At 60.1% G+C, this 17,891-nt stretch carries 17 protein-coding genes; 7 read left to right on the top strand and 10 right to left on the bottom strand.

Features of this window, described 5'->3' with window-relative positions:
• Positions 1–6 precede the first annotated feature (6 nt).
• Positions 7–519 (top strand): dihydrofolate reductase, encoded by a 513-nt coding sequence (locus V6Z53_RS00935; protein WP_338583715.1) that lies wholly within the window; start codon positions 7–9, stop codon positions 517–519.
• Positions 520–641: 122 nt separating this feature from the next.
• Here V6Z53_RS00935 and V6Z53_RS00930 read toward each other — a convergent pair whose 3' ends face one another.
• Positions 642–2,033, bottom strand: a complete 1,392-nt coding sequence (locus V6Z53_RS00930; protein ID WP_338583714.1) for an L-cystine transporter — start codon at positions 2,031–2,033, stop codon at positions 642–644.
• Positions 2,034–2,287: 254 nt separating this feature from the next.
• Between V6Z53_RS00930 and V6Z53_RS00925 the strand changes: the two genes are divergently transcribed.
• A complete protein-coding gene (locus V6Z53_RS00925; protein WP_338583713.1) occupies positions 2,288–3,343 on the top strand; it encodes a haloacid dehalogenase-like hydrolase in 1,056 nt (351 codons plus the stop codon).
• A 165-nt stretch (positions 3,344–3,508) separates the two neighbouring features.
• Here the strand turns inward: V6Z53_RS00925 and ilvD are convergent, their stop codons facing one another.
• The 3 genes from ilvD to V6Z53_RS00910 form a co-directional block, all read right to left on the bottom strand.
• Entirely contained in the window at positions 3,509–5,350 is a 1,842-nt protein-coding gene (ilvD, locus tag V6Z53_RS00920; protein ID WP_338583712.1) for a dihydroxy-acid dehydratase, read from the bottom strand.
• Between the two features lie 256 nt (positions 5,351–5,606).
• Positions 5,607–6,809 carry a multidrug effflux MFS transporter gene (locus V6Z53_RS00915; protein WP_338583711.1) on the bottom strand — a complete coding sequence of 401 codons (1,203 nt, stop codon included), beginning with the start codon at positions 6,807–6,809 and terminating at the stop codon, positions 5,607–5,609.
• 209 nt (positions 6,810–7,018) lie between these two features.
• Positions 7,019–8,215, bottom strand: coding sequence for a class I SAM-dependent rRNA methyltransferase (locus tag V6Z53_RS00910; protein WP_007995488.1), 1,197 nt, complete (start codon positions 8,213–8,215; stop codon positions 7,019–7,021).
• A 231-nt stretch (positions 8,216–8,446) separates the two neighbouring features.
• Here V6Z53_RS00910 and V6Z53_RS00905 point away from each other — a divergent pair, with 231 nt between their 5' ends.
• From V6Z53_RS00905 to V6Z53_RS00895, 3 genes are read left to right on the top strand one after another with little or no spacing between them, the layout of a single operon-like run.
• Entirely contained in the window at positions 8,447–9,262 is an 816-nt protein-coding gene (locus V6Z53_RS00905) for an HDOD domain-containing protein (RefSeq protein WP_338586427.1), read from the top strand.
• 31 nt (positions 9,263–9,293) lie between these two features.
• On the top strand, positions 9,294–10,106 hold the full coding sequence (mutM, locus tag V6Z53_RS00900; RefSeq protein WP_338583709.1) for a bifunctional DNA-formamidopyrimidine glycosylase/DNA-(apurinic or apyrimidinic site) lyase: 813 nt from the start codon (positions 9,294–9,296) through the stop codon (positions 10,104–10,106).
• Positions 10,107–10,159: 53 nt separating this feature from the next.
• A complete protein-coding gene (locus V6Z53_RS00895; RefSeq protein ID WP_338583708.1) occupies positions 10,160–10,480 on the top strand; it encodes a multidrug transporter in 321 nt (106 codons plus the stop codon).
• Positions 10,481–10,617: 137 nt separating this feature from the next.
• On the opposite strand, the gene V6Z53_RS00890 is transcribed toward V6Z53_RS00895, so the two are convergent.
• The 5 genes from V6Z53_RS00890 to V6Z53_RS00870 all read right to left on the bottom strand — a co-directional run bounded on the left by V6Z53_RS00890 (position 10,618) and on the right by V6Z53_RS00870 (position 15,224).
• Positions 10,618–10,869 carry a YfhL family 4Fe-4S dicluster ferredoxin gene (locus V6Z53_RS00890; RefSeq protein WP_003195146.1) on the bottom strand — a complete coding sequence of 84 codons (252 nt, stop codon included), beginning with the start codon at positions 10,867–10,869 and terminating at the stop codon, positions 10,618–10,620.
• A 102-nt stretch (positions 10,870–10,971) separates the two neighbouring features.
• Positions 10,972–11,451, bottom strand: a complete 480-nt coding sequence (coaD, locus tag V6Z53_RS00885; RefSeq protein ID WP_007945531.1) for a pantetheine-phosphate adenylyltransferase — start codon at positions 11,449–11,451, stop codon at positions 10,972–10,974.
• A 115-nt stretch (positions 11,452–11,566) separates the two neighbouring features.
• Positions 11,567–13,162 carry a GMC family oxidoreductase gene (locus V6Z53_RS00880; RefSeq protein WP_338583707.1) on the bottom strand — a complete coding sequence of 532 codons (1,596 nt, stop codon included), beginning with the start codon at positions 13,160–13,162 and terminating at the stop codon, positions 11,567–11,569.
• A gap of 57 nt (positions 13,163–13,219) precedes the next feature.
• Positions 13,220–13,765: a twin-arginine translocation pathway signal protein gene (locus V6Z53_RS00875; RefSeq protein WP_338583706.1), complete on the bottom strand. Its 546-nt coding sequence runs from the start codon at positions 13,763–13,765 to the stop codon at positions 13,220–13,222.
• A 28-nt stretch (positions 13,766–13,793) separates the two neighbouring features.
• Complete coding sequence (locus V6Z53_RS00870; RefSeq protein WP_338583705.1) at positions 13,794–15,224, bottom strand: coniferyl aldehyde dehydrogenase; 1,431 nt, start codon at positions 15,222–15,224, stop codon at positions 13,794–13,796.
• A gap of 147 nt (positions 15,225–15,371) precedes the next feature.
• Here V6Z53_RS00870 and V6Z53_RS00865 point away from each other — a divergent pair, with 147 nt between their 5' ends.
• Both V6Z53_RS00865 and V6Z53_RS00860 read left to right on the top strand, forming a co-directional pair.
• A complete protein-coding gene (locus V6Z53_RS00865) occupies positions 15,372–16,040 on the top strand; it encodes a TetR/AcrR family transcriptional regulator (protein ID WP_338583704.1) in 669 nt (222 codons plus the stop codon).
• A 48-nt stretch (positions 16,041–16,088) separates the two neighbouring features.
• Positions 16,089–16,943, top strand: a complete 855-nt coding sequence (locus tag V6Z53_RS00860) for a sulfurtransferase (RefSeq protein WP_338583703.1) — start codon at positions 16,089–16,091, stop codon at positions 16,941–16,943.
• A gap of 102 nt (positions 16,944–17,045) precedes the next feature.
• Here the strand turns inward: V6Z53_RS00860 and V6Z53_RS00855 are convergent, their stop codons facing one another.
• On the bottom strand, positions 17,046–17,891 hold the full coding sequence (locus V6Z53_RS00855; protein WP_338583702.1) for an AraC family transcriptional regulator: 846 nt from the start codon (positions 17,889–17,891) through the stop codon (positions 17,046–17,048).

Genomic DNA, 17,891 nt, shown 5'->3' with positions numbered 1-17,891 from the left:
GCGGACATGACTAAATCACTCCCCCTCAGCCTGATCGCAGCCCTCGGTGAAAACCGTGTGATCGGCGTCGACAACAGCATGCCCTGGCACCTGCCGGGGGACTTCAAATACTTCAAGGCCACCACGCTTGGAAAGCCGATCATCATGGGTCGCAAGACCTGGGATTCCCTCGGTCGTCCACTGCCGGGCCGCTTGAACATCGTGGTCAGCCGTCAGGCGGACCTGCTGCTCGAAGGCGCGGAGGTTTATCCGTCGCTGGAAGCTGCGGTGGTTCGCGCCGAGGAATGGGCGAAGGAGCAGGGCGTCGATGAGCTGATGCTGATTGGCGGGGCGCAGTTGTATGCGCAAGGGTTGGCGCAGGCTGATCGCTTGTATTTGACCCGCGTGGCGCTGAGCCCGGAGGGGGATGCGTGGTTTCCGGAGTTTGATTTGAACGAATGGAAACTGGTTTCCAATATCGAAAATCCGGCGGTTGATGACAAGCCAGCGTACAACTTCGAAGTCTGGGAAAAAGCTTAAAAACATCGCCAGCAGGCTGGCTCCCACAGTGGGTTTGAGGTGAAACACAGATTGTGTGAACACCCAAAATCCCTGTGGGAGCCAGCCTGCTGGCGATGAGGCCAGATCAGACGCTAAAGAATTTAAGCGTGCGCCAACTCCGAATGCTCATCCGCATCCAGCAACGCTTTATCCGTTTGCTGCATCACCTGGCTGGTAATCGCACCCGCCGTCATCGACCCACTGACGTTCAACGCCGTACGCCCCATATCAATCAGTGGCTCGACGGAAATCAGCAACGCCACCAGCGAAACCGGCAAGCCCATCGCCGGCAACACGATCAGCGCGGCAAACGTCGCACCGCCGCCAACCCCGGCCACACCGGCCGAACTCAGCGTCACAATCGCCACTAGCGTCGCGATCCACAACGGGTCGAGCGGATTGATGCCCACGGTCGGCGCGACCATCACCGCCAACATCGCCGGGTACAGACCCGCACAACCGTTCTGGCCAATGGTCGCGCCAAACGAAGCGGCGAAACTGGCGATGGACTGCGGAATACCCAAGCGGCTGGTCTGCGCTTCGATGCTCAACGGGATCGTTGCAGCGCTCGAACGGCTGGTGAAGGCAAACGTCAGCACCGGCCAGATCTTGCGGAAGAAGCGCAGCGGGTTGATCCCGGCGGCCGAAACCAGCACGCCGTGAACCACAAACATCAGACCGAGGCCGAGGTAGGACACCACCACAAAACTGCCGAGCTTGATGATGTCTTGCAGGTTGGAGCCCGCGACCACTTTGGTCATCAGCGCCAATACACCGTACGGGGTCAGCTTCATCACCAGACGCACCAGACGCATCACCCAGGCTTGCAGGGTGTCGATGGCGTTGATCACTTTCTGACCTTTTTCCACGTCATCCTTGAGCAGTTGCAGCGCAGCGATACCCAGGAACGCGGCGAAAATCACCACGCTGATGATCGACGTCGGCTTGGCCCGCGCCAGATCGGCGAACGGGTTTTGCGGGATGAACGACAGCAGCAGCTGTGGCACATTCAGGTCGGCGACCTTGCCCGCGTAATCGGTCTGGATGGTTTGCAGGCGCGCCATTTCCTGAGTCCCGGCTACCAGACCTTCAGCGGTCAGACCGAACAGGTTGGTCAGGCCGATGCCGATCAGCGCCGCGATGGCGGTGGTGAACAGCAGCGTGCCGATGGTCAGGAAGCTGATCTTGCCCAACGACGACGCGTTGTGCAGACGGGCCACGGCGCTGAGGATCGAGGCGAACACCAGCGGGATCACGATCATTTGCAGCAATTGCACGTAACCGTTGCCCACCAGATCGAACCAGCCGATCGAGGCTTTCAGCACCGGGTTTCCGGCACCGTAAACCGTGTGCAACGAAACACCGAACGCCACGCCCAACACCAGCGCGAGCAGGACTTTTTTCGCCAGGCTCCAGTTGGTGTGACGGGTTTGCGCCAGGCCGAAAAGCAGGGCGAGGAACACCAGCAGATTGAGAATCAGCGGCAGATTCATTGGAACTCCCATTAGACATGTGCCAACTGCCTTCCGGGGCAGCTGCGAACCGGTAAGCCTAACAGCTTGATTTCCAATGATTTAATACCGAAAACGTCTGGTAACTGTCGTTTTTGGAATAAGCCGGCGTCGCTCTCGGGGATGCACGTGGCGCGAAGGGTACGTTGGCGGTCGCTGACAGACGAGGACTGTCACAGTTATTTGTTAGCGTCGATGTCTTTCAATCAGGGTCTTTCAATAAGGGAAGCATGCCGATGAAGTTCGCACCGAAATTTCTGGTCGCTGCACTTTGCCTGGGCCTCGCCGGTCAGGTACTCGCCACGGATCTGAAACACTGGCCCGCCGACCAGGCCAAGGCACTGGACGCTATGATCGCGGCCAACGCCAACAAAGGTAACTACGCGGTGTTCGACATGGACAACACCAGTTACCGCTACGACCTCGAAGAGTCGCTGCTGCCGTTCATGGAGAACAAGGGCCTGATCACCCGCGAGAAGCTCGATCCCTCCCTGAAACTGATGCCGTTCAAGGACACCGCCGACCACAAGGAAAGCCTGTTCAGCTACTACTACCGCCTCTGCGAAGTCGACGACATGGTTTGCTATCCATGGGTCGCGCAAGTGTTCTCCGGCTTCACGCTCAAGGAACTCAAGGGCTATGTCGACGAGATGATGGCATCTGGCAAACCGGTGCCGGCCACTTATTACGAAGGCGACGTGGTCAAGAAGCTCGACGTCAACCCGCCGAAAATCTTCACCGGCCAGCAAGAGCTGTACAACAAGCTGATGGAGAACGGCATCGAGGTCTACGTGATGACCGCGGCCTCCGAAGAGCTGGTGCGCATGGTCGCGGCCGATCCGAAGTACGGCTACAACGTCAAACCGCAGAACGTGATCGGTGTGTCGCTGCTGCTCAAGGACCCAAAAACCGGCGAACTGACCACCGCGCGCAAACAGATCACCGCCGGCAAATATGACGAGAAGGCCAACCTCGGCCTCGAACTGACGCCATACCTGTGGACCCCGGCGACCTGGATGGCTGGCAAGCACGCGGCGATCCTGACCTACATCGACGAGTGGAAAAAACCGGTACTGGTTGGCGGCGACACCCCAACCAGCGACGGTTACATGTTGTTCCACGATGTTGACGTGGCCAAGGGCGGTATCCACCTGTGGGTCAACCGCAAGGACAAATACATGACCCAGATTAACGGCATGATGGCCAAGAATGCCGCGGCCCAGGCCAAGGAAGGGTTGCCGGTGACGGCGGACAAGAACTGGGTGATCGTGAAGCCTGAGGAGATTCAGTAAGACCGAGGCGCTGCCATCGCGAGCAGGCTCGCTCCCACAATGGAATGCATTCTCCTGTAGGAGTGAGCCTGCTCGCGATGGGGCCCTCATGTTCACCCATTTAATCGGTCAGACAAAAAAATGCCCCGCACATGGCGGGGCATTTTCATGTTCGACGGTTAACGCTTACAGCCCGTCGAGCATCGCTTTGTTACGCACAGCACCCTTGTCGGCGCTGGTCGCCAGCAGGGCGTAGGCTTTCAGTGCGGTGGTCACTTTGCGTGGACGCACTTCCACCGGTTTCCAGCCTTTCTTGTCCTGCTCGACCCGGCGCGCGGCCAGTTCTTCGTCGCTGACCAACAGGTTGATCGAGCGGTTCGGAATGTCGATCAACACCTTGTCACCGTCCTGTACCAGGCCGATTGCGCCACCGGCAGCGGCTTCAGGCGAAGCGTGGCCGATGGACAGACCGGAAGTACCGCCGGAGAAACGGCCGTCGGTGAGCAGGGCGCAGGCTTTGCCCAGGCCTTTGGATTTCAGGTACGACGTCGGGTACAGCATTTCCTGCATGCCCGGGCCGCCTTTCGGGCCTTCGTAACGGATGATCACGATGTCGCCGGCCTGCACTTCGTCCGCGAGGATGCCGCGTACGGCGCTGTCCTGGCTTTCGAAGATTTTGGCGTTGCCTTCGAACACGTGGATCGACTCATCGACGCCTGCGGTTTTCACGACGCAACCGTCCAGCGCGATGTTGCCGTACAGCACGGCCAGGCCGCCTTCTTGCGAGTAAGCGTGCTCGACACTGCGGATGCAGCCGTTTTCACGGTCGTCGTCCAGGGTGTCCCAACGGGTCGACTGGCTGAACGCGGTTTGCGTCGGGATGCCCGCCGGACCGGCCTTGAAGAAGTGATGCACGGCTTCGTCGTTGGTCTGGGTGATGTCCCACTTGGCGATGGCTTCTTCCATGCTGCGGCTGTGCACGGTCGGCAGCTGAGTGTGCAGCAGACCACCACGGGCCAGCGAGCCGAGGATGCTGAAGATCCCGCCGGCACGGTGCACGTCTTCCATGTGGTACTTCTGGATGTTCGGCGCGACTTTGCACAGTTGCGGCACGTGACGGGACAGACGGTCGATGTCGCGCAGGTCGAAATCGATCTCGGCTTCCTGGGCAGCGGCCAGCAAATGCAGGATGGTGTTGGTGGAACCGCCCATGGCGATGTCCAGCGTCATGGCGTTCTCGAACGCCTGGAAGTTGGCGATGTTGCGTGGCAATACCGACTCGTCGTTCTCGCCGTAGTAACGCTTGCACAGCTCGACGATGGTGCGGCCGGCTTGCAGGAACAGTTGCTCGCGGTCGCTGTGGGTGGCCAGGGTCGAACCGTTGCCCGGCAATGCCAGGCCCAGTGCTTCAACCAGGCAGTTCATCGAGTTGGCGGTGAACATACCGGAGCACGAACCGCAAGTCGGGCAGGCGCTGCGCTCGTACTCAGCGACTTTCTCGTCAGAAGCGCTGGAGTCGGCGGCGATCACCATGGCGTCGACCAGGTCGAGGCCGTGGGAAGCGAGTTTGGTCTTGCCGGCTTCCATCGGGCCGCCGGACACGAAGATCACCGGGATGTTCAGGCGCAGGGACGCCATCAGCATGCCGGGGGTGATCTTGTCGCAGTTGGAGATGCAGACGATGGCGTCGGCGCAGTGGGCGTTGACCATGTACTCGACGGAGTCGGCGATGATCTCGCGGCTCGGCAGCGAATAGAGCATGCCGTCGTGGCCCATGGCGATGCCGTCGTCGACAGCGATGGTGTTGAATTCTTTTGCCACACCGCCCGCACGTTCGATTTCGCGGGCGACCAGTTGGCCGAGGTCCTTGAGGTGGACGTGGCCCGGTACGAACTGGGTAAACGAGTTGGCAATGGCGATGATCGGCTTTTTGAAGTCGTCATCTTTCATCCCCGTGGCGCGCCACAATGCGCGGGCACCGGCCATGTTGCGGCCGTGGGTGGATGTTTTCGAGCGGTAATCAGGCATGAAGCACTCCGGGCGGCTAATCAGGTATCAAAAGGGAAGTGAGCTTCTAGTGACGTCTGGAACACTCAGAAATGGCCGTGTGTCCGGAAGTTGCCGATAACTTTGCGGGATCGCCGCGCGCTTCAGCTTGAGCTCATAAACCCGCCGGGGATGACTGGCGATGAATGTCGCGATTCTACACGGCTGGCGGCTGGAGGGAATGCCGGGAAGCGTTGATACGGTGTTGATGGCGCGTGTGGGATGACGACTGGCAGTGTCAGCCGATATCGAGTACCTGTTTATTCCTTTGGATGATCAATGCATTCAGTCCAAGGCCCGCGAGACTCAAAGTCAGGAAGCAAAGGGCCAAAGTGGTGATCAAGTCCTCGGGCACCGCACTGATTAGCGCGCTGATCACGCCACCAGTGAGGAACATCAGCACACCGCCTACCGAGGTAGAAGTGCCGGCATGTTCCGGGTGGATGCTCATGGCCATGGAGTTGACGATGGGTCTGGTAATGGTGGTTCCGAGTGTACACACCAGCATGGATATCAACACCGTAGTGGCCGAGAGACCGAACTGATGAGTCAACCACAGCATGACCGGGCCCGAAGCCACGATCAGCCACAGGCCAGCATTGATTTGGGTGTTGGCTTGCAGGTGTCGATGCAAGATGCTGGCGATCACTCCACCCAGCACATATGCGACGCCATACAGCAACAACGCCCAGGCGAATTCGTACGGTGAGAGTGCCAGGTGCTCCATGAAAATAATGGGTGAACTGACGATGAAGGAAAAATGGCAGGCGAAGGCCAGGGCCGAAATCAGCCAGTAACCCATGAACCGTGAATCCGAACATACCCGCCAATAAGCGCTGAAAAATCTGCCATGTGCGGTCGTACGCACCGGCGGGGTTTCCTTGAGCAGCCAGCAGGCGCTCAGCCAGACAAAAGCTGCCAGCGTGACAAACACATAAAAGCTGCCCTGCCAGCCGAACTGCAATTGCAGCCATGTCCCCAGCAGTGGCGATATTGAAATGAATACGCCGCCGGCGGTCACCATCCAGATCCGCAGTCGCTGCCTTTCCCGACCGATGAACAAATCCTGCACCAAGGCCTGGGACAGCGAAAAGGATCCGCAACCGATGGCCTGGATCACCCGAAAACCCAGAAACCAGCTGTATTCGCTGGAAAGCGCGCATCCGGTCGCACCTATCATCGCGACAGCCATACCACCCAACAGCAGCTTCTTGCGGCCCCACATGTCCGACAGCGGCCCTACGAGCATTATGGAAAACGCCAGGCTGACGGCGAACAGGCTGACAGAAAGGGCAACCTCAGGTGGCGAGATCTGGAAGTAGGCCGACAGGTCGGGAAAGGAGGGGAGAACGACGTCCAACGGAAAAACACCCAACAGCGTCATTGTCATCAGCAACAGGGTGATCAACGGCTTTTCGTTGGCGTTTTTGGCAGAGGGCATCAATCCATTCTCTCGTTCCGTGAGGGATGGATGAGAATTGATTCGATGAGGAAACAAGTCAATGTCAGTACGCGTGAGGCGATTCTGAATCTGTTGTAGGAGCGAGCTTACTCGCGAAAAACGTCAACGATAACGCGGGTGTGTCTGGTTACCCGCAGTGTCTATGCGTTCTTCGCGAGCGAGCTCGCTCCTACAGGGGTTGGCAGCGGTTAGCTGTTCGGCAGCAACCGGCAGGTAATGCTCTTGATGTAGCGGGTTTCAGCGATGGCAGGGTGAACCGGATGATCCGGGCCCTGGCCGCCGCGTTCCAGCATCTGGATGTTGCGGTCCAGGTGGCGGGCGCTGGTCAGCAGGATGTTTTGCAGGTCGTCTTCCGGCAGGTGCATCGAGCACGATGCGCTGACCAGGATGCCGTCCTTGGTGAGCAGGCGCATGGCTTGCTCGTTCAGGCGGCGATAGGCGCCTTCGCCGTTTTTCATGTCTTTCTTGCGCTTGATGAACGCGGGCGGGTCGGCCACGATCACGTCGAAACGCTCTTCGCTGGCTTTCAGCTCTTTGAGGGCTTCGAACACGTCGCCTTCGATGCAGGTCATTTTTTCGGCGAAGCCGTTCAGCGCGGCGTTGCGCTCGACGCCGTCGAGGGCGAAGGCCGATGCGTCGACGCAGAACACTTCACTGGCGCCGAACGCGGCGGCTTGCACGCCCCAGCCACCGATGTAGCTATAGAGGTCCAGGACGCGCTTGCCTTTGGCATATGGCGCCAGGCGTGCGCGGTTCATGCGGTGGTCGTAGAACCAGCCGGTTTTCTGGCCCTGGATGACCGGCGCTTCGAATTTCACGCCGTTCTCTTCCAGCGCAACCCATTCCGGCACCAGGCCGAACACGGTTTCGACGTAGCGGTTGAGGCCTTCAGCGTCACGGGCCGCGGAGTCGTTCTTGAACAGAATGCCGCTTGGCTTGAGCACTTGGGTCAGCGCCGCGATCACGTCGTCCTTGTGGGCTTCCATGGTCGCCGAGGCGATCTGCACCACCAGGATGTCGCCAAAACGGTCGACCACCAGGCCTGGCAGCAGATCGGAATCGCCGTAGACCAAGCGATAGAACGGCTTGTCGAACAGGCGATCGCGCAGCGACAGGGCCACGTTCAGGCGATGCACCAGCAGCGATTTGTCCAGCGGCAACTTGATGTCACGCGACAAAACGCGAGCGCAGATCAGGTTGTTCGGGCTCATGGCAACGATGCCCAGCGGCTTGCCGCCGGCGGCTTCGAGGATCGCCTGGTCGCCGGCCTTGAAACCGTGCAAAGGTGTAGCGGCTACATCGATTTCGTTGCTGTAGACCCACAAATGACCGTTGCGCAGACGACGGTCGGCGTTGGCTTTGAGGCGCAGGCTAGGCAGGGACATGACGTCGCTCCGGAAAAAAGAGCGGGAGTATAGCGCGTTGCGCAAGGCCTCGGCGCGGCGGATGGACATGCGGTGATCAGGCCCGGAGTTACATGAAACTTCCATCGATGGACCACCCAAGGTGTCGGATCCAGGTTTTAGAAGCTAGAATCTGCGCCTGGCCCAGAGTGTGTACTTATGTCCCAAGAGCTGACTTCCGAACAGATCCAACAGTCCCTGCAAGGCATCAGTGTGCCTGCCCAACCGCAGATCATGGTGGATCTGCAGATGGAGCAATACATGCCCGATCCGGATCTGGAAGTGATCGCGAAGCTGATTTCCCAAGACCCGGGTCTGTCCGGCGCCTTGTTGAAAATCGTCAACTCGCCGTATTACGGGCTGACCAACAAGATCGCCTCGATTCAGCGTGCGGTGAATCTGCTGGGCAGTCGCTCGATCATCAACCTGATCAACGCGCAGTCGATCAAGGGCGAGATGAACGACGAAACCATCGTCACCCTGAACCGCTTCTGGGACACGGCGCAGGACGTAGCGATGACCTGTCTGACCCTGGCCAAGCGCATCGGCGCGCAGGCTGGCGATGAAGCGTATGCGCTGGGTCTGTTCCACGACTGTGGCGTGCCGTTGATGCTCCAGCGTTTCCCCGAGTACATGACCGTGCTCGAACAGGCCTACGCCAATGCCGGCCCCGATTGCCGGGTGGTGGACACTGAAAACCAGGTCTTCAACACCAACCACGCCGTGGTCGGTTATTACACGGCCAAGTCCTGGCGCCTGCCGGAGCATGTGAGCACCGCCATCGCCAATCACCACAATGCCCTGGCGATCTTCAGCGATGAGTCGTCGCGCAACAGTTCGTTGAAAAACCTGCTGGCGATCCTGAAAATGGCCGAGCACATTTGTGCGTCCTACCGGGTGCTGGGCAACCAGACCGAAGACCATGAATGGAACAGCATCGGGCCTCTGGTGCTCGATTACGTCGGGCTTTCGGACTACGACTTCGAAACCCTCAAGCAGACGATTCGCGACCTCGGCACTCACCGCTGAGTTGCACCTGCCAGCCTGATTCGAGAACACCATGCCTGAATTGCCAGAAGTCGAAACCACCCGTCGTGGCATTGCGCCGCACCTGGAAGGCCAGCGCGTCAGCCGGGTGATCGTGCGTGACCGGCGTCTGCGCTGGCCGATTCCCGAAGACCTGGATGTGCGTTTGTCCGGCCAGCGCATCGTGCTGGTGGAGCGGCGCGCCAAGTATCTGCTGATCAACGCCGAGGTCGGCACATTGATCAGTCACTTGGGTATGTCTGGGAATTTGCGTTTGGTGGAAGCCGGCCTGCCGGCGGCCAAACATGAGCACGTCGATATCGAACTGGAGTCGGGCCTGGCCCTGCGCTACACCGACCCGCGACGGTTTGGCGCGATGCTCTGGAGCCTCGACCCGCTCAACCACGAATTGTTGATTCGCCTGGGGCCGGAGCCGTTGACCGATCTGTTTGACGGTGAGCGTTTGTTCCAGTTGTCTCGCGGGCGTTCGATGGCGGTCAAGCCGTTCATCATGGATAACGCGGTGGTGGTCGGCGTCGGCAATATCTACGCGACCGAAGCGCTGTTCGCTGCCGGGATCGACCCGCGCCGCGAAGCCAAGAGCATTTCCCGGGCGCGCTATCTGAAGCTGGCAATCGAGATCAAACGCATCCTCGCCGCGGCCATTGAGCGCGGCGGCACCACGTTGCGGGACTTTATCGGCGGTGACGGTCAGCCGGGTTACTTCCAGCAGGAACTGTTCGTGTACGGCCGAGGCGCCGAGCACTGCAAAGTCTGTGGTACGCAGTTGCGGGAAGTGAAACTCGGGCAGCGCGCCAGCGTCTTTTGCCCACGCTGCCAGAGCTGAAACGCCTACGGTCTATAGTCAGTGTTCTGACTGTTTAGCCGAAGGACCGCGCCATGAACCTGTTTCGAACCCTTGTCGTCGCGTTGCTGCTGAGCTTCGGTGCATCAGCCGTGGCCAGCGGCGGCAGCGGTGATCCGCTGTATACCATCCAGAATCCACCGGCTTACGCCATGATTGGCGACTTGCTGATTGCCCGGCCTTTACTGGTCGCGGCGACGGTGATTGGTGCCGGGGTGTTTGTGGTGTCGTTGCCGTTTACCGCGCTGGGTGGCGGCGTGGGTGATGCGGGACAGGCGCTGGTGGTTGATCCGGCGAAAGCGGCGTTCGTGCGGTGTCTGGGGTGTATCGGGGAGGGGTTTGAGCAGACTGAGTGAGCAGATCTGGATTATTGGCTGCGGCTTGATGGCCTCATCGCCAGCAGGCTGGCTCCCACAGTGAATCTGCGTCGATCACACATCCCCCTGTGGGAGCTAGCCTGCTGGCGATAGGGCCCGAACAGGCGCTAGAGCATTCAAGCCTTACCGGTAATCTTCCGGTACTTCTCCATCAACTGCTCTTCAGTCTCCGGATGGGCTTCGTCCAGCGGAATGCAATCGACCGGGCAGACCTGTTGGCACTGCGGTTCGTCGTAGTGGCCGACGCACTGGGTGCACAGGTTCGGGTCGATCACGTAGATCTCTTCGCCTTGGGAAATGGCGGCGTTCGGGCACTCGGGTTCGCAGACGTCGCAGTTGATGCAATCGTCGGTGATGATCAGGGACATGCTAACTCCAGCCGGGGCGGCAGGCCCGGGCGCAATAAATCAATGCGCGTAATTGTGCCGCATTGGCGCCTGCGTTGCACGCGGGCGCCGATTGAGCGGTGATTACTTCTTGAACCGCTCGGTCAGCGCATCCGCCACCGCAGGGTGGACGAACTTGGTGATATCGCCGCCCAGGGCAGCAATTTCACGGACCAGCGTCGAGGAAATGAACGAATAACGCTCGGATGGGGTAAGAAACAGACTTTCTACATCCGGGGCCAGCTGACGGTTCATGTTGGCCAGCTGGAACTCGTATTCGAAGTCCGACACTGCGCGCAAACCTCGCAGGAACACGTTGGCGTTCTTCTCTTTGGCGAAATGCGCCAACAGGGTCGAGAAGCCGACGACTTCAACGTTCGGCAGATGTTTAGTGACCTCGCGGGCCAGCTCCACACGTTGTTCCAGAGGAAACAACGGGTTTTTCTTCGGGCTGGCGGCGACGGCAATGATCACGTGATCGAACAGGCGCGCGGCGCGTTCGACCAAGTCGCCATGGCCCTTGGTAATAGGGTCGAATGTACCTGGGTACAACACTCGGTTCATCGCGTCGTCCTGGCGGGAGTGCGTTGGGGAGTCGGATGGTATCGCAGCCTTCCCGGTCGGCCAAGTCGCCTGTTGGGTAAGAAAGCACTATAGACGATAGGAATATTCGTCATTTTCATGGGTTTTTCAAACGTTCTGCCAGGGAAGTTGCCAGTTGTGCCGTCAGGCCGTAGACCGACAGTTGCGGGTTTGCGCCAATGCTGGTGGGGAATAACGAGCCGTCGTGAATCGACAGATTGGCGAGTTGATGATGCCGGCCGAGGCTGTCGGTCACGGCGTTTTTCGGGTCTTCGCCCATCGCACAACCGCCCATCACGTGGGCGCTGCCCAGCCGCGTGCGGTACAACTCCAGGCTCAGGCTATCGATCAGGGTGCGTGCTTCAGCGAGGGTTTTCACATAACGCGCATCGGCGTGCATCGGCATCACTGCCTTGGCGCCACCGGCGAACTGGATCTCGGCCATGGTGTGGAAGGCCCGGCGCAATCCGTCCCAGGCGTAAGGCGACATCTGATAATCGAGCACGGGCGTGTCGTCGCCGCGCAATTCGACGCTGCCACCCTGGCTGTCCGGGTGAAACCCGTCGCGCAGCAGCGCGAGCATGGCGTGGGTATGCGGCAGATTGGCCATGTGCTGCGCATTTTCCCGGCCGAAGCCGCCGAGCAGCGTGGCCGCCAGGGCCGGGTGCAGCGGCGGAACCTCAAGTTTGTACGCCATTGGGCCGGTGGTGCCGTCCTGCCATTGGAAATGGTCGGAATAGATCGACTGCGGCGCGCCATAGAACGGGTTGACCACTTCGTCGAACAACGCGGCAGACATGTTCACCGGATGCAGGAACGTGCGCTTGCCCAAACGTTTGTGCGGATCGGGTGCCCCCGAGCGCATCAGCAACCCCGGTGTGTTGATCCCGCCGCCGGCCAGCACGTAATGCCGCGCCTTGACCGTAATCTGGCGACCGGTGGGCTCGACGCAGCGCTCGTCCATCGCCGAGCATTGCAGGCCGGTGATCTTGTCGCCGCTGATCAAGAGTTTTTCGGCGCGGGCCAGGTAGAGCAGCTCGCCGCCCTTTTCCAGGGTCGCCGGAATGGTCGTGACCATCATCGATTGCTTGGCGTTGGTCGGGCAGCCCATGCCGCAGTAACCGAGGTTCCAGCAACCGCGCACATTGCGCGGGATGACATGCCAGCTATAGCCGAGTTTTTCGCAGCCTTTGCGGATCACGTCATTGTTGGCGTTGGGCGGCACCATCCACGGCGCGACGCCCAGGCGCTGTTCCATTTTTTCGAACCACGGCGCCATTTCCGCCGGGCTGTGGCCCTTGACGTTGTGTTCCTTGGCCCAGTGTTCCAGGGTCGGTTCCGGCGTGCGGAAACTGGAGGTCCAGTTGATCAGCGTGGTGCCACCCACCGCGCGACCCTGAAGGATGGTGATTGCGCCGTCCTTGCTCATGCGGCCGATGCCTTCCTGATAGAGGCTGGCGTAGGCCTGGTCTTCGAGCAGCTTGAAGTCGCTGCTGGTCTTGAGCGGGCCTTCTTCGATCAGCAGCACTTTGTAGCCGGCAGCGCTGAGGATTTCAGCCGTGGTTCCACCGCCGGCACCGCTGCCGATGATCGCCACGTCCGCTTCGAGGGTCAGGTCCTGGCTCAGTTGTGAGCCGTTGTAGGTTTTCCAGCCACGGGCCATGCCTTCGCGGAACGGATCGGGTACGGGCATCTTCGGGTTCTCTTTTTATTATTGGAGGGCGCGGTCAAATGTGGGAGCGACTCGGTTTCAAACGGTCGGCGGTCCGGGATACCCGCAATGCGCCCACGATTCCTTGCGCCCGTACCAGGCCATCATCACCAGTTGCAGCAATGAGCTGTGACCCATGCGCAGCAGGCTCAACGAGCTGTTTTCCCAGCGATCGAGGAAGTGTCGGATTTCGTCGGCGCTGGCGTTTTCCCAACTGCCCCAGATCCCGGTCAGCGGGCCGCGGGTGACGGCCATGCCGAGCACATCGAACAGTTGCCGGGTCAGCTTGAGCATTTCCGGCGACAGGTGATCGAGGTTGTAATCCAGACTTTTGAGCGTGCCGTCGACGGCGTCTGGCATTCGTTCGGCGGACACGGCACCACTGAGCATCACCGGCAGCAGTGCCCGCAGAAACAGCAGGTCGCCGCTGCGCAATGCTGCGAAACCGCTTTGCGCAGTGCCTGACGAACAACCACTGAGACTGGCGCCCAATCCGGCCGTGGCGAGAAAGGCACTGGCGCCGAGGCTGAACTTGAGCAGGCCGCGCCGTGACAGCGCGGGAGTATCGGACAGGCTTGGGTTCATTCTTGTTATTACCCGAGTGTGACGACCGTTAGCGGATAAACAGCTTCTGGATCAGTTTCTGAATGGATTTGCCGTACGGCGGGTAAATCAACTTCGCCGCGTTAAAGCGCTGTTTGATCAGCACACCCTTGGCCTTGCTGAAGGTCAGGAAGCCTTCGTGGCCGTGGTAATGGCCCATGCCCGAAGCGCCGATGCCGCCGAACGGCATGTCGTCCTGGGCGACGTGCAGCAGCGTGTCGTTGAGGCACACGCCACCGGAATGAGTTTCGTGCAGCACGCGGTTTTGTTCGCGCTTGTCGTAGCCGAAGTAGTACAGCGCCAGTGGGCGAGGGCGCTGGTTAATGTAGGCAAACGCCTGATCGAGATCCTTGTACGGCACGATCGGCAGCAGCGGGCCGAAGATTTCGTCCTGCATCACCGTCATGTCGTCAGTGACATTGAGCAGCAGGCTATGGCCCATGCGCCGGCCCTGGCCCTGCTCGAACAGCGGAATCAGCAGCGCGCCTTTGCTGGTGGCGTCACTGACATAGCTGTTGAGGCGTGCCAGTTGTCGGTCATTGATGATCGCGGTGTAGTCCGGGTTATCCGCAAGCGTCGGATAAAACCCGCGAACCACCTGACGGTAGGCTTCAACAAAAGACCCGACGCGTTCTTCCGGCACCAGCACGTAGTCAGGGGCCACGCAGGTCTGCCCAGCGTTGAGCGTCTTGCCGAACGCGATGCGTTCGGCGGCATCCTTGAGCGGCACGTCGTGGGACACGATGGCCGGGGACTTGCCGCCCAATTCCAGGGTGACCGGCGTCAGGTTCTCCGCCGCCGCGCGCATCACGTGTTTGCCGATGCTGGTGGCGCCGGTGAACAGCAAGTGATCGAAACGCAGCCGCGAAAACGCCACGCCGATATCGGCCTCGCCCAGCACCACGCAGACCAGGTCTTCGGGGAAGATGCGCCCCAGCAGTTTTTTCATCAGCAAACCGGTGGCGGGGGTCGATTCGCTGAGTTTGAGCATGACCCGATTACCTGCCGACAACGCGCCGACCAGAGGCCCGATGGCCAGGTACAGCGGGTAGTTCCACGGGACGATCACCCCGACTACGCCCAGCGGCTGGTAAACCACTTTGGCCGAGGCCGGCTGGAAAGCTGCGCCGACTTTGCGCCGCGAGGCGCGCATCCAGCCCTTGAGATGGCGGCTGGCGTAATGGATGCCGTGCAGGCTCGGCATCAGCTCGGCGAGCAGCGTTTCATCGGCGCTGCGATGGCTGAAATCCTGGCTGATCGCGTCGATCAAGGCCTGACGTTCGGTGTTCAATAAATCCTTCAACGCCTTGAGCCATTGCTGGCGCTGGGCCGCGGGAGGCATTGGATTGGCTGCATAAGCGGCGCGCTGCGCATCGAACAGGGCCTGAAGCTCTTCCAGAGGCTGCTGGAGATTTTGCAGGTAGGAAATATCAGCAGTCATGGTCGGCTCCGGATTTATTGTAATGACGCACTTTTTAGAGTCTATGCTCTAGAAAGTCAAATGCCTTCCTCCGCGCGGCGATATTCCATCCGCTTGCGGATAGGTCGTAAGATGCCCGCCAACGCACTCTGAATTAAAGCTCAAGCCATGGCCCCACGGATCAAAACCAGCGAGCGCATCGTGCAGAACAGCCTGGAGCTGTTCAATCAGCAGGGTGAGCGCAGCATCAGCACCAACCACATCGCTGCCCACATGGAAATTTCCCCGGGCAACCTGTACTACCACTTCCCGAACAAGCAGGCGATCATCGCCGTGTTGTTCAGCGAGTACGAAAGCCTGGTGGACAGTTTCCTGCGCCCGCCACAGGGGCGCGCTGCGACGGTGGAAGACAAGCGCTTCTATCTGAAGGAGTTGCTCTCGGCGATGTGGGGCTACCGGTTTTTGCATCGTGACCTTGAGCATCTGCTCGATAGCGATCCGGAACTGGCCGCCCGTTACCGGCGCTTTTCCCAGCGCTGCGTCATTCAAGGCATGGCCATCTACGAAGGTTTCGTTGCCGCCGGCATCCTGAAAATGGACCGGGTGCAGATAGAATCCCTGACCCTCAATGCCTGGATCATCCTCACTTCCTGGGTGCGCTTTCTGTGCACCACGCGGGAAAACTCCAGCCACCTCAGCGAACAGGCGATCAAGCGCGGCGTCTATCAAGTGCTGGTGCTGGAGGCCGGATTCGTCACGGATCAGGCGCGCGAGGCGGTCAACGCTTTATTCGAGGAGTTTTACGTGCCACTGGCCCAAGCGCTGGAAGAAATCTGAATCAACGAATGCAGCAGGACCGAAAATCGCCCATCACAGGAGCCCGTTATGCCCATTGCGCAACTGATCAGCCCGCAAGCACTGGACCTGAAAAAGGACCAGCCGGGGTTGGTGATTCTGGATTGTCGTTTTGCCCTCGAAGACCCGGATTACGGTCAGCGCAGCTACGCCGAAGGGCACATCGCCGGGTCGAGTTTTGCCGATCTCGAACGCGATCTCAGCGGCAAAGTGGTCAAGGGTGTGACCGGTCGTCATCCGCTTCCCGAGCCGGCAGAGCTGATCGAGCACCTGCAAGCCTGGGGCATCAACAACGATAGTGACGTGGTTTTGTACGACGACGGTCCGGGTGCCTACGCGGCGCGGGCCTGGTGGTTGCTGGCCTGGCTCGGCAAGCGTGATGGCGTGTTTATTCTCGATGGCGGGCTCAAGGCGTGGCACGCGGCGGGTTTGCCTCTGAGCCTTGATTCGCCGTCGATCATTCGCGGCACATTCACCGGTACGCCTGATGCTTCGTTGTTGCTCAGTGCCGAACAACTGCAGAAGCGTCTCGCTCAACCGGAACTGACCTTGCTCGATGCGCGAGCACTGCCGCGTTTCAAAGGTGAAGTGGAGCCGATCGACCCGATTGCCGGGCACATCCCCGGTGCGCAATGCGCGGCGTTTACCGACAACCTTGGCGGTGACGGGCGCTTCCTGCCGGCCGATCAGCTCAAGCAACGCTTTGCCGTGAAACTCGGAAATCGCTCGCCGGACGATCTGGTGGCGTATTGCGGCTCGGGCGTGACGGCTTGCCACAACCTGTTTGCGTTGTGTCTGGCGGGTTATCCGTTGGGCTCGTTGTATGCCGGGTCTTGGAGCGAGTGGATCAATGATCCTGCGCGGGGCGTTGCCAAAGGCGAATAACCCGCAATCAAAATGTGGGAGCGGGCTTGCTCGCGAATGCGGTAGGTCAGTCAAAAAAATATCGACTGACACGCCCTCTTCGCGAGCAAGCCCGCTCCCACATTAGAGATGTGTCGTAGGTTTTTGCCGAGAACTCCGATACGCCCCCGGCCCAACCCCATACACCTGCTTGAACTGCCGACTCAGATGACTCTGGTCGGCAAATCCCAACTGCGTGGCCACTTCCAACGGCAAGCAACCGCTCTGCAATAACCCCCGCGCCCGGGCAATGCGCTGCTGCATCAGCCAGGTGTGCGGCGGCATGCCTGTTGCGCGACGGAACACCCGCGCGAAGTGGAAGGGTGAAAGATTCACCGCTGCCGCCAGTTCTTCCAGCGAGGGCGGTGCCGCCAGCTGCGCATGCAGCAACTCCTTGGCCAGCCTCACCGCCCGATGTTCCTTGCCGGGTTTGCCAGCCTCTGCCACCGCCGCATGACGCTGCAACAACGACAGCATCAATTCCCGCCAGGCAGTCTGCTGTTGCAGGGCCGTCGACGGACTTTCCAACAGGCGATGCAACTGGCAGAAACCGTTCACCAGATCCGGGTCGCGATACAGCGTGGCGCCGAATGCCGGCGGGTTGTGGCTCGGCAGTTCGAGTTCGGCCAACAGTGACAGGATCTGCCCGCTGTCCGGATAAAACGCCCGGTACAGCCAGCCGTCTTCCGTGCCCTTGTGGCCGGTGTGCAGTTCATCAGGGTTGATCAACACCAGCGTGCCGCTGCCCGCCAGGTGCTCGGCGCCGCGATAGCGATAACGCTGGGCGCCGGCCATGATCATGCCGATCACATAGCCGTCATGCACGTGTGGGGCGAAGCGGTGTTCGATGTAGCGCGCCGACAACAACTCGACCCCGGCCAACGGCGCCGTTTGCCAGAAACGGATCGATTCGCCCTGATCGACGTCCAC

Source organism: Pseudomonas sp. MAG733B, assembly GCF_036884845.1.
GTDB lineage: Bacteria > Pseudomonadota > Gammaproteobacteria > Pseudomonadales > Pseudomonadaceae > Aquipseudomonas.
This window is presented reverse-complemented; position numbering and strand designations above follow the sequence as displayed.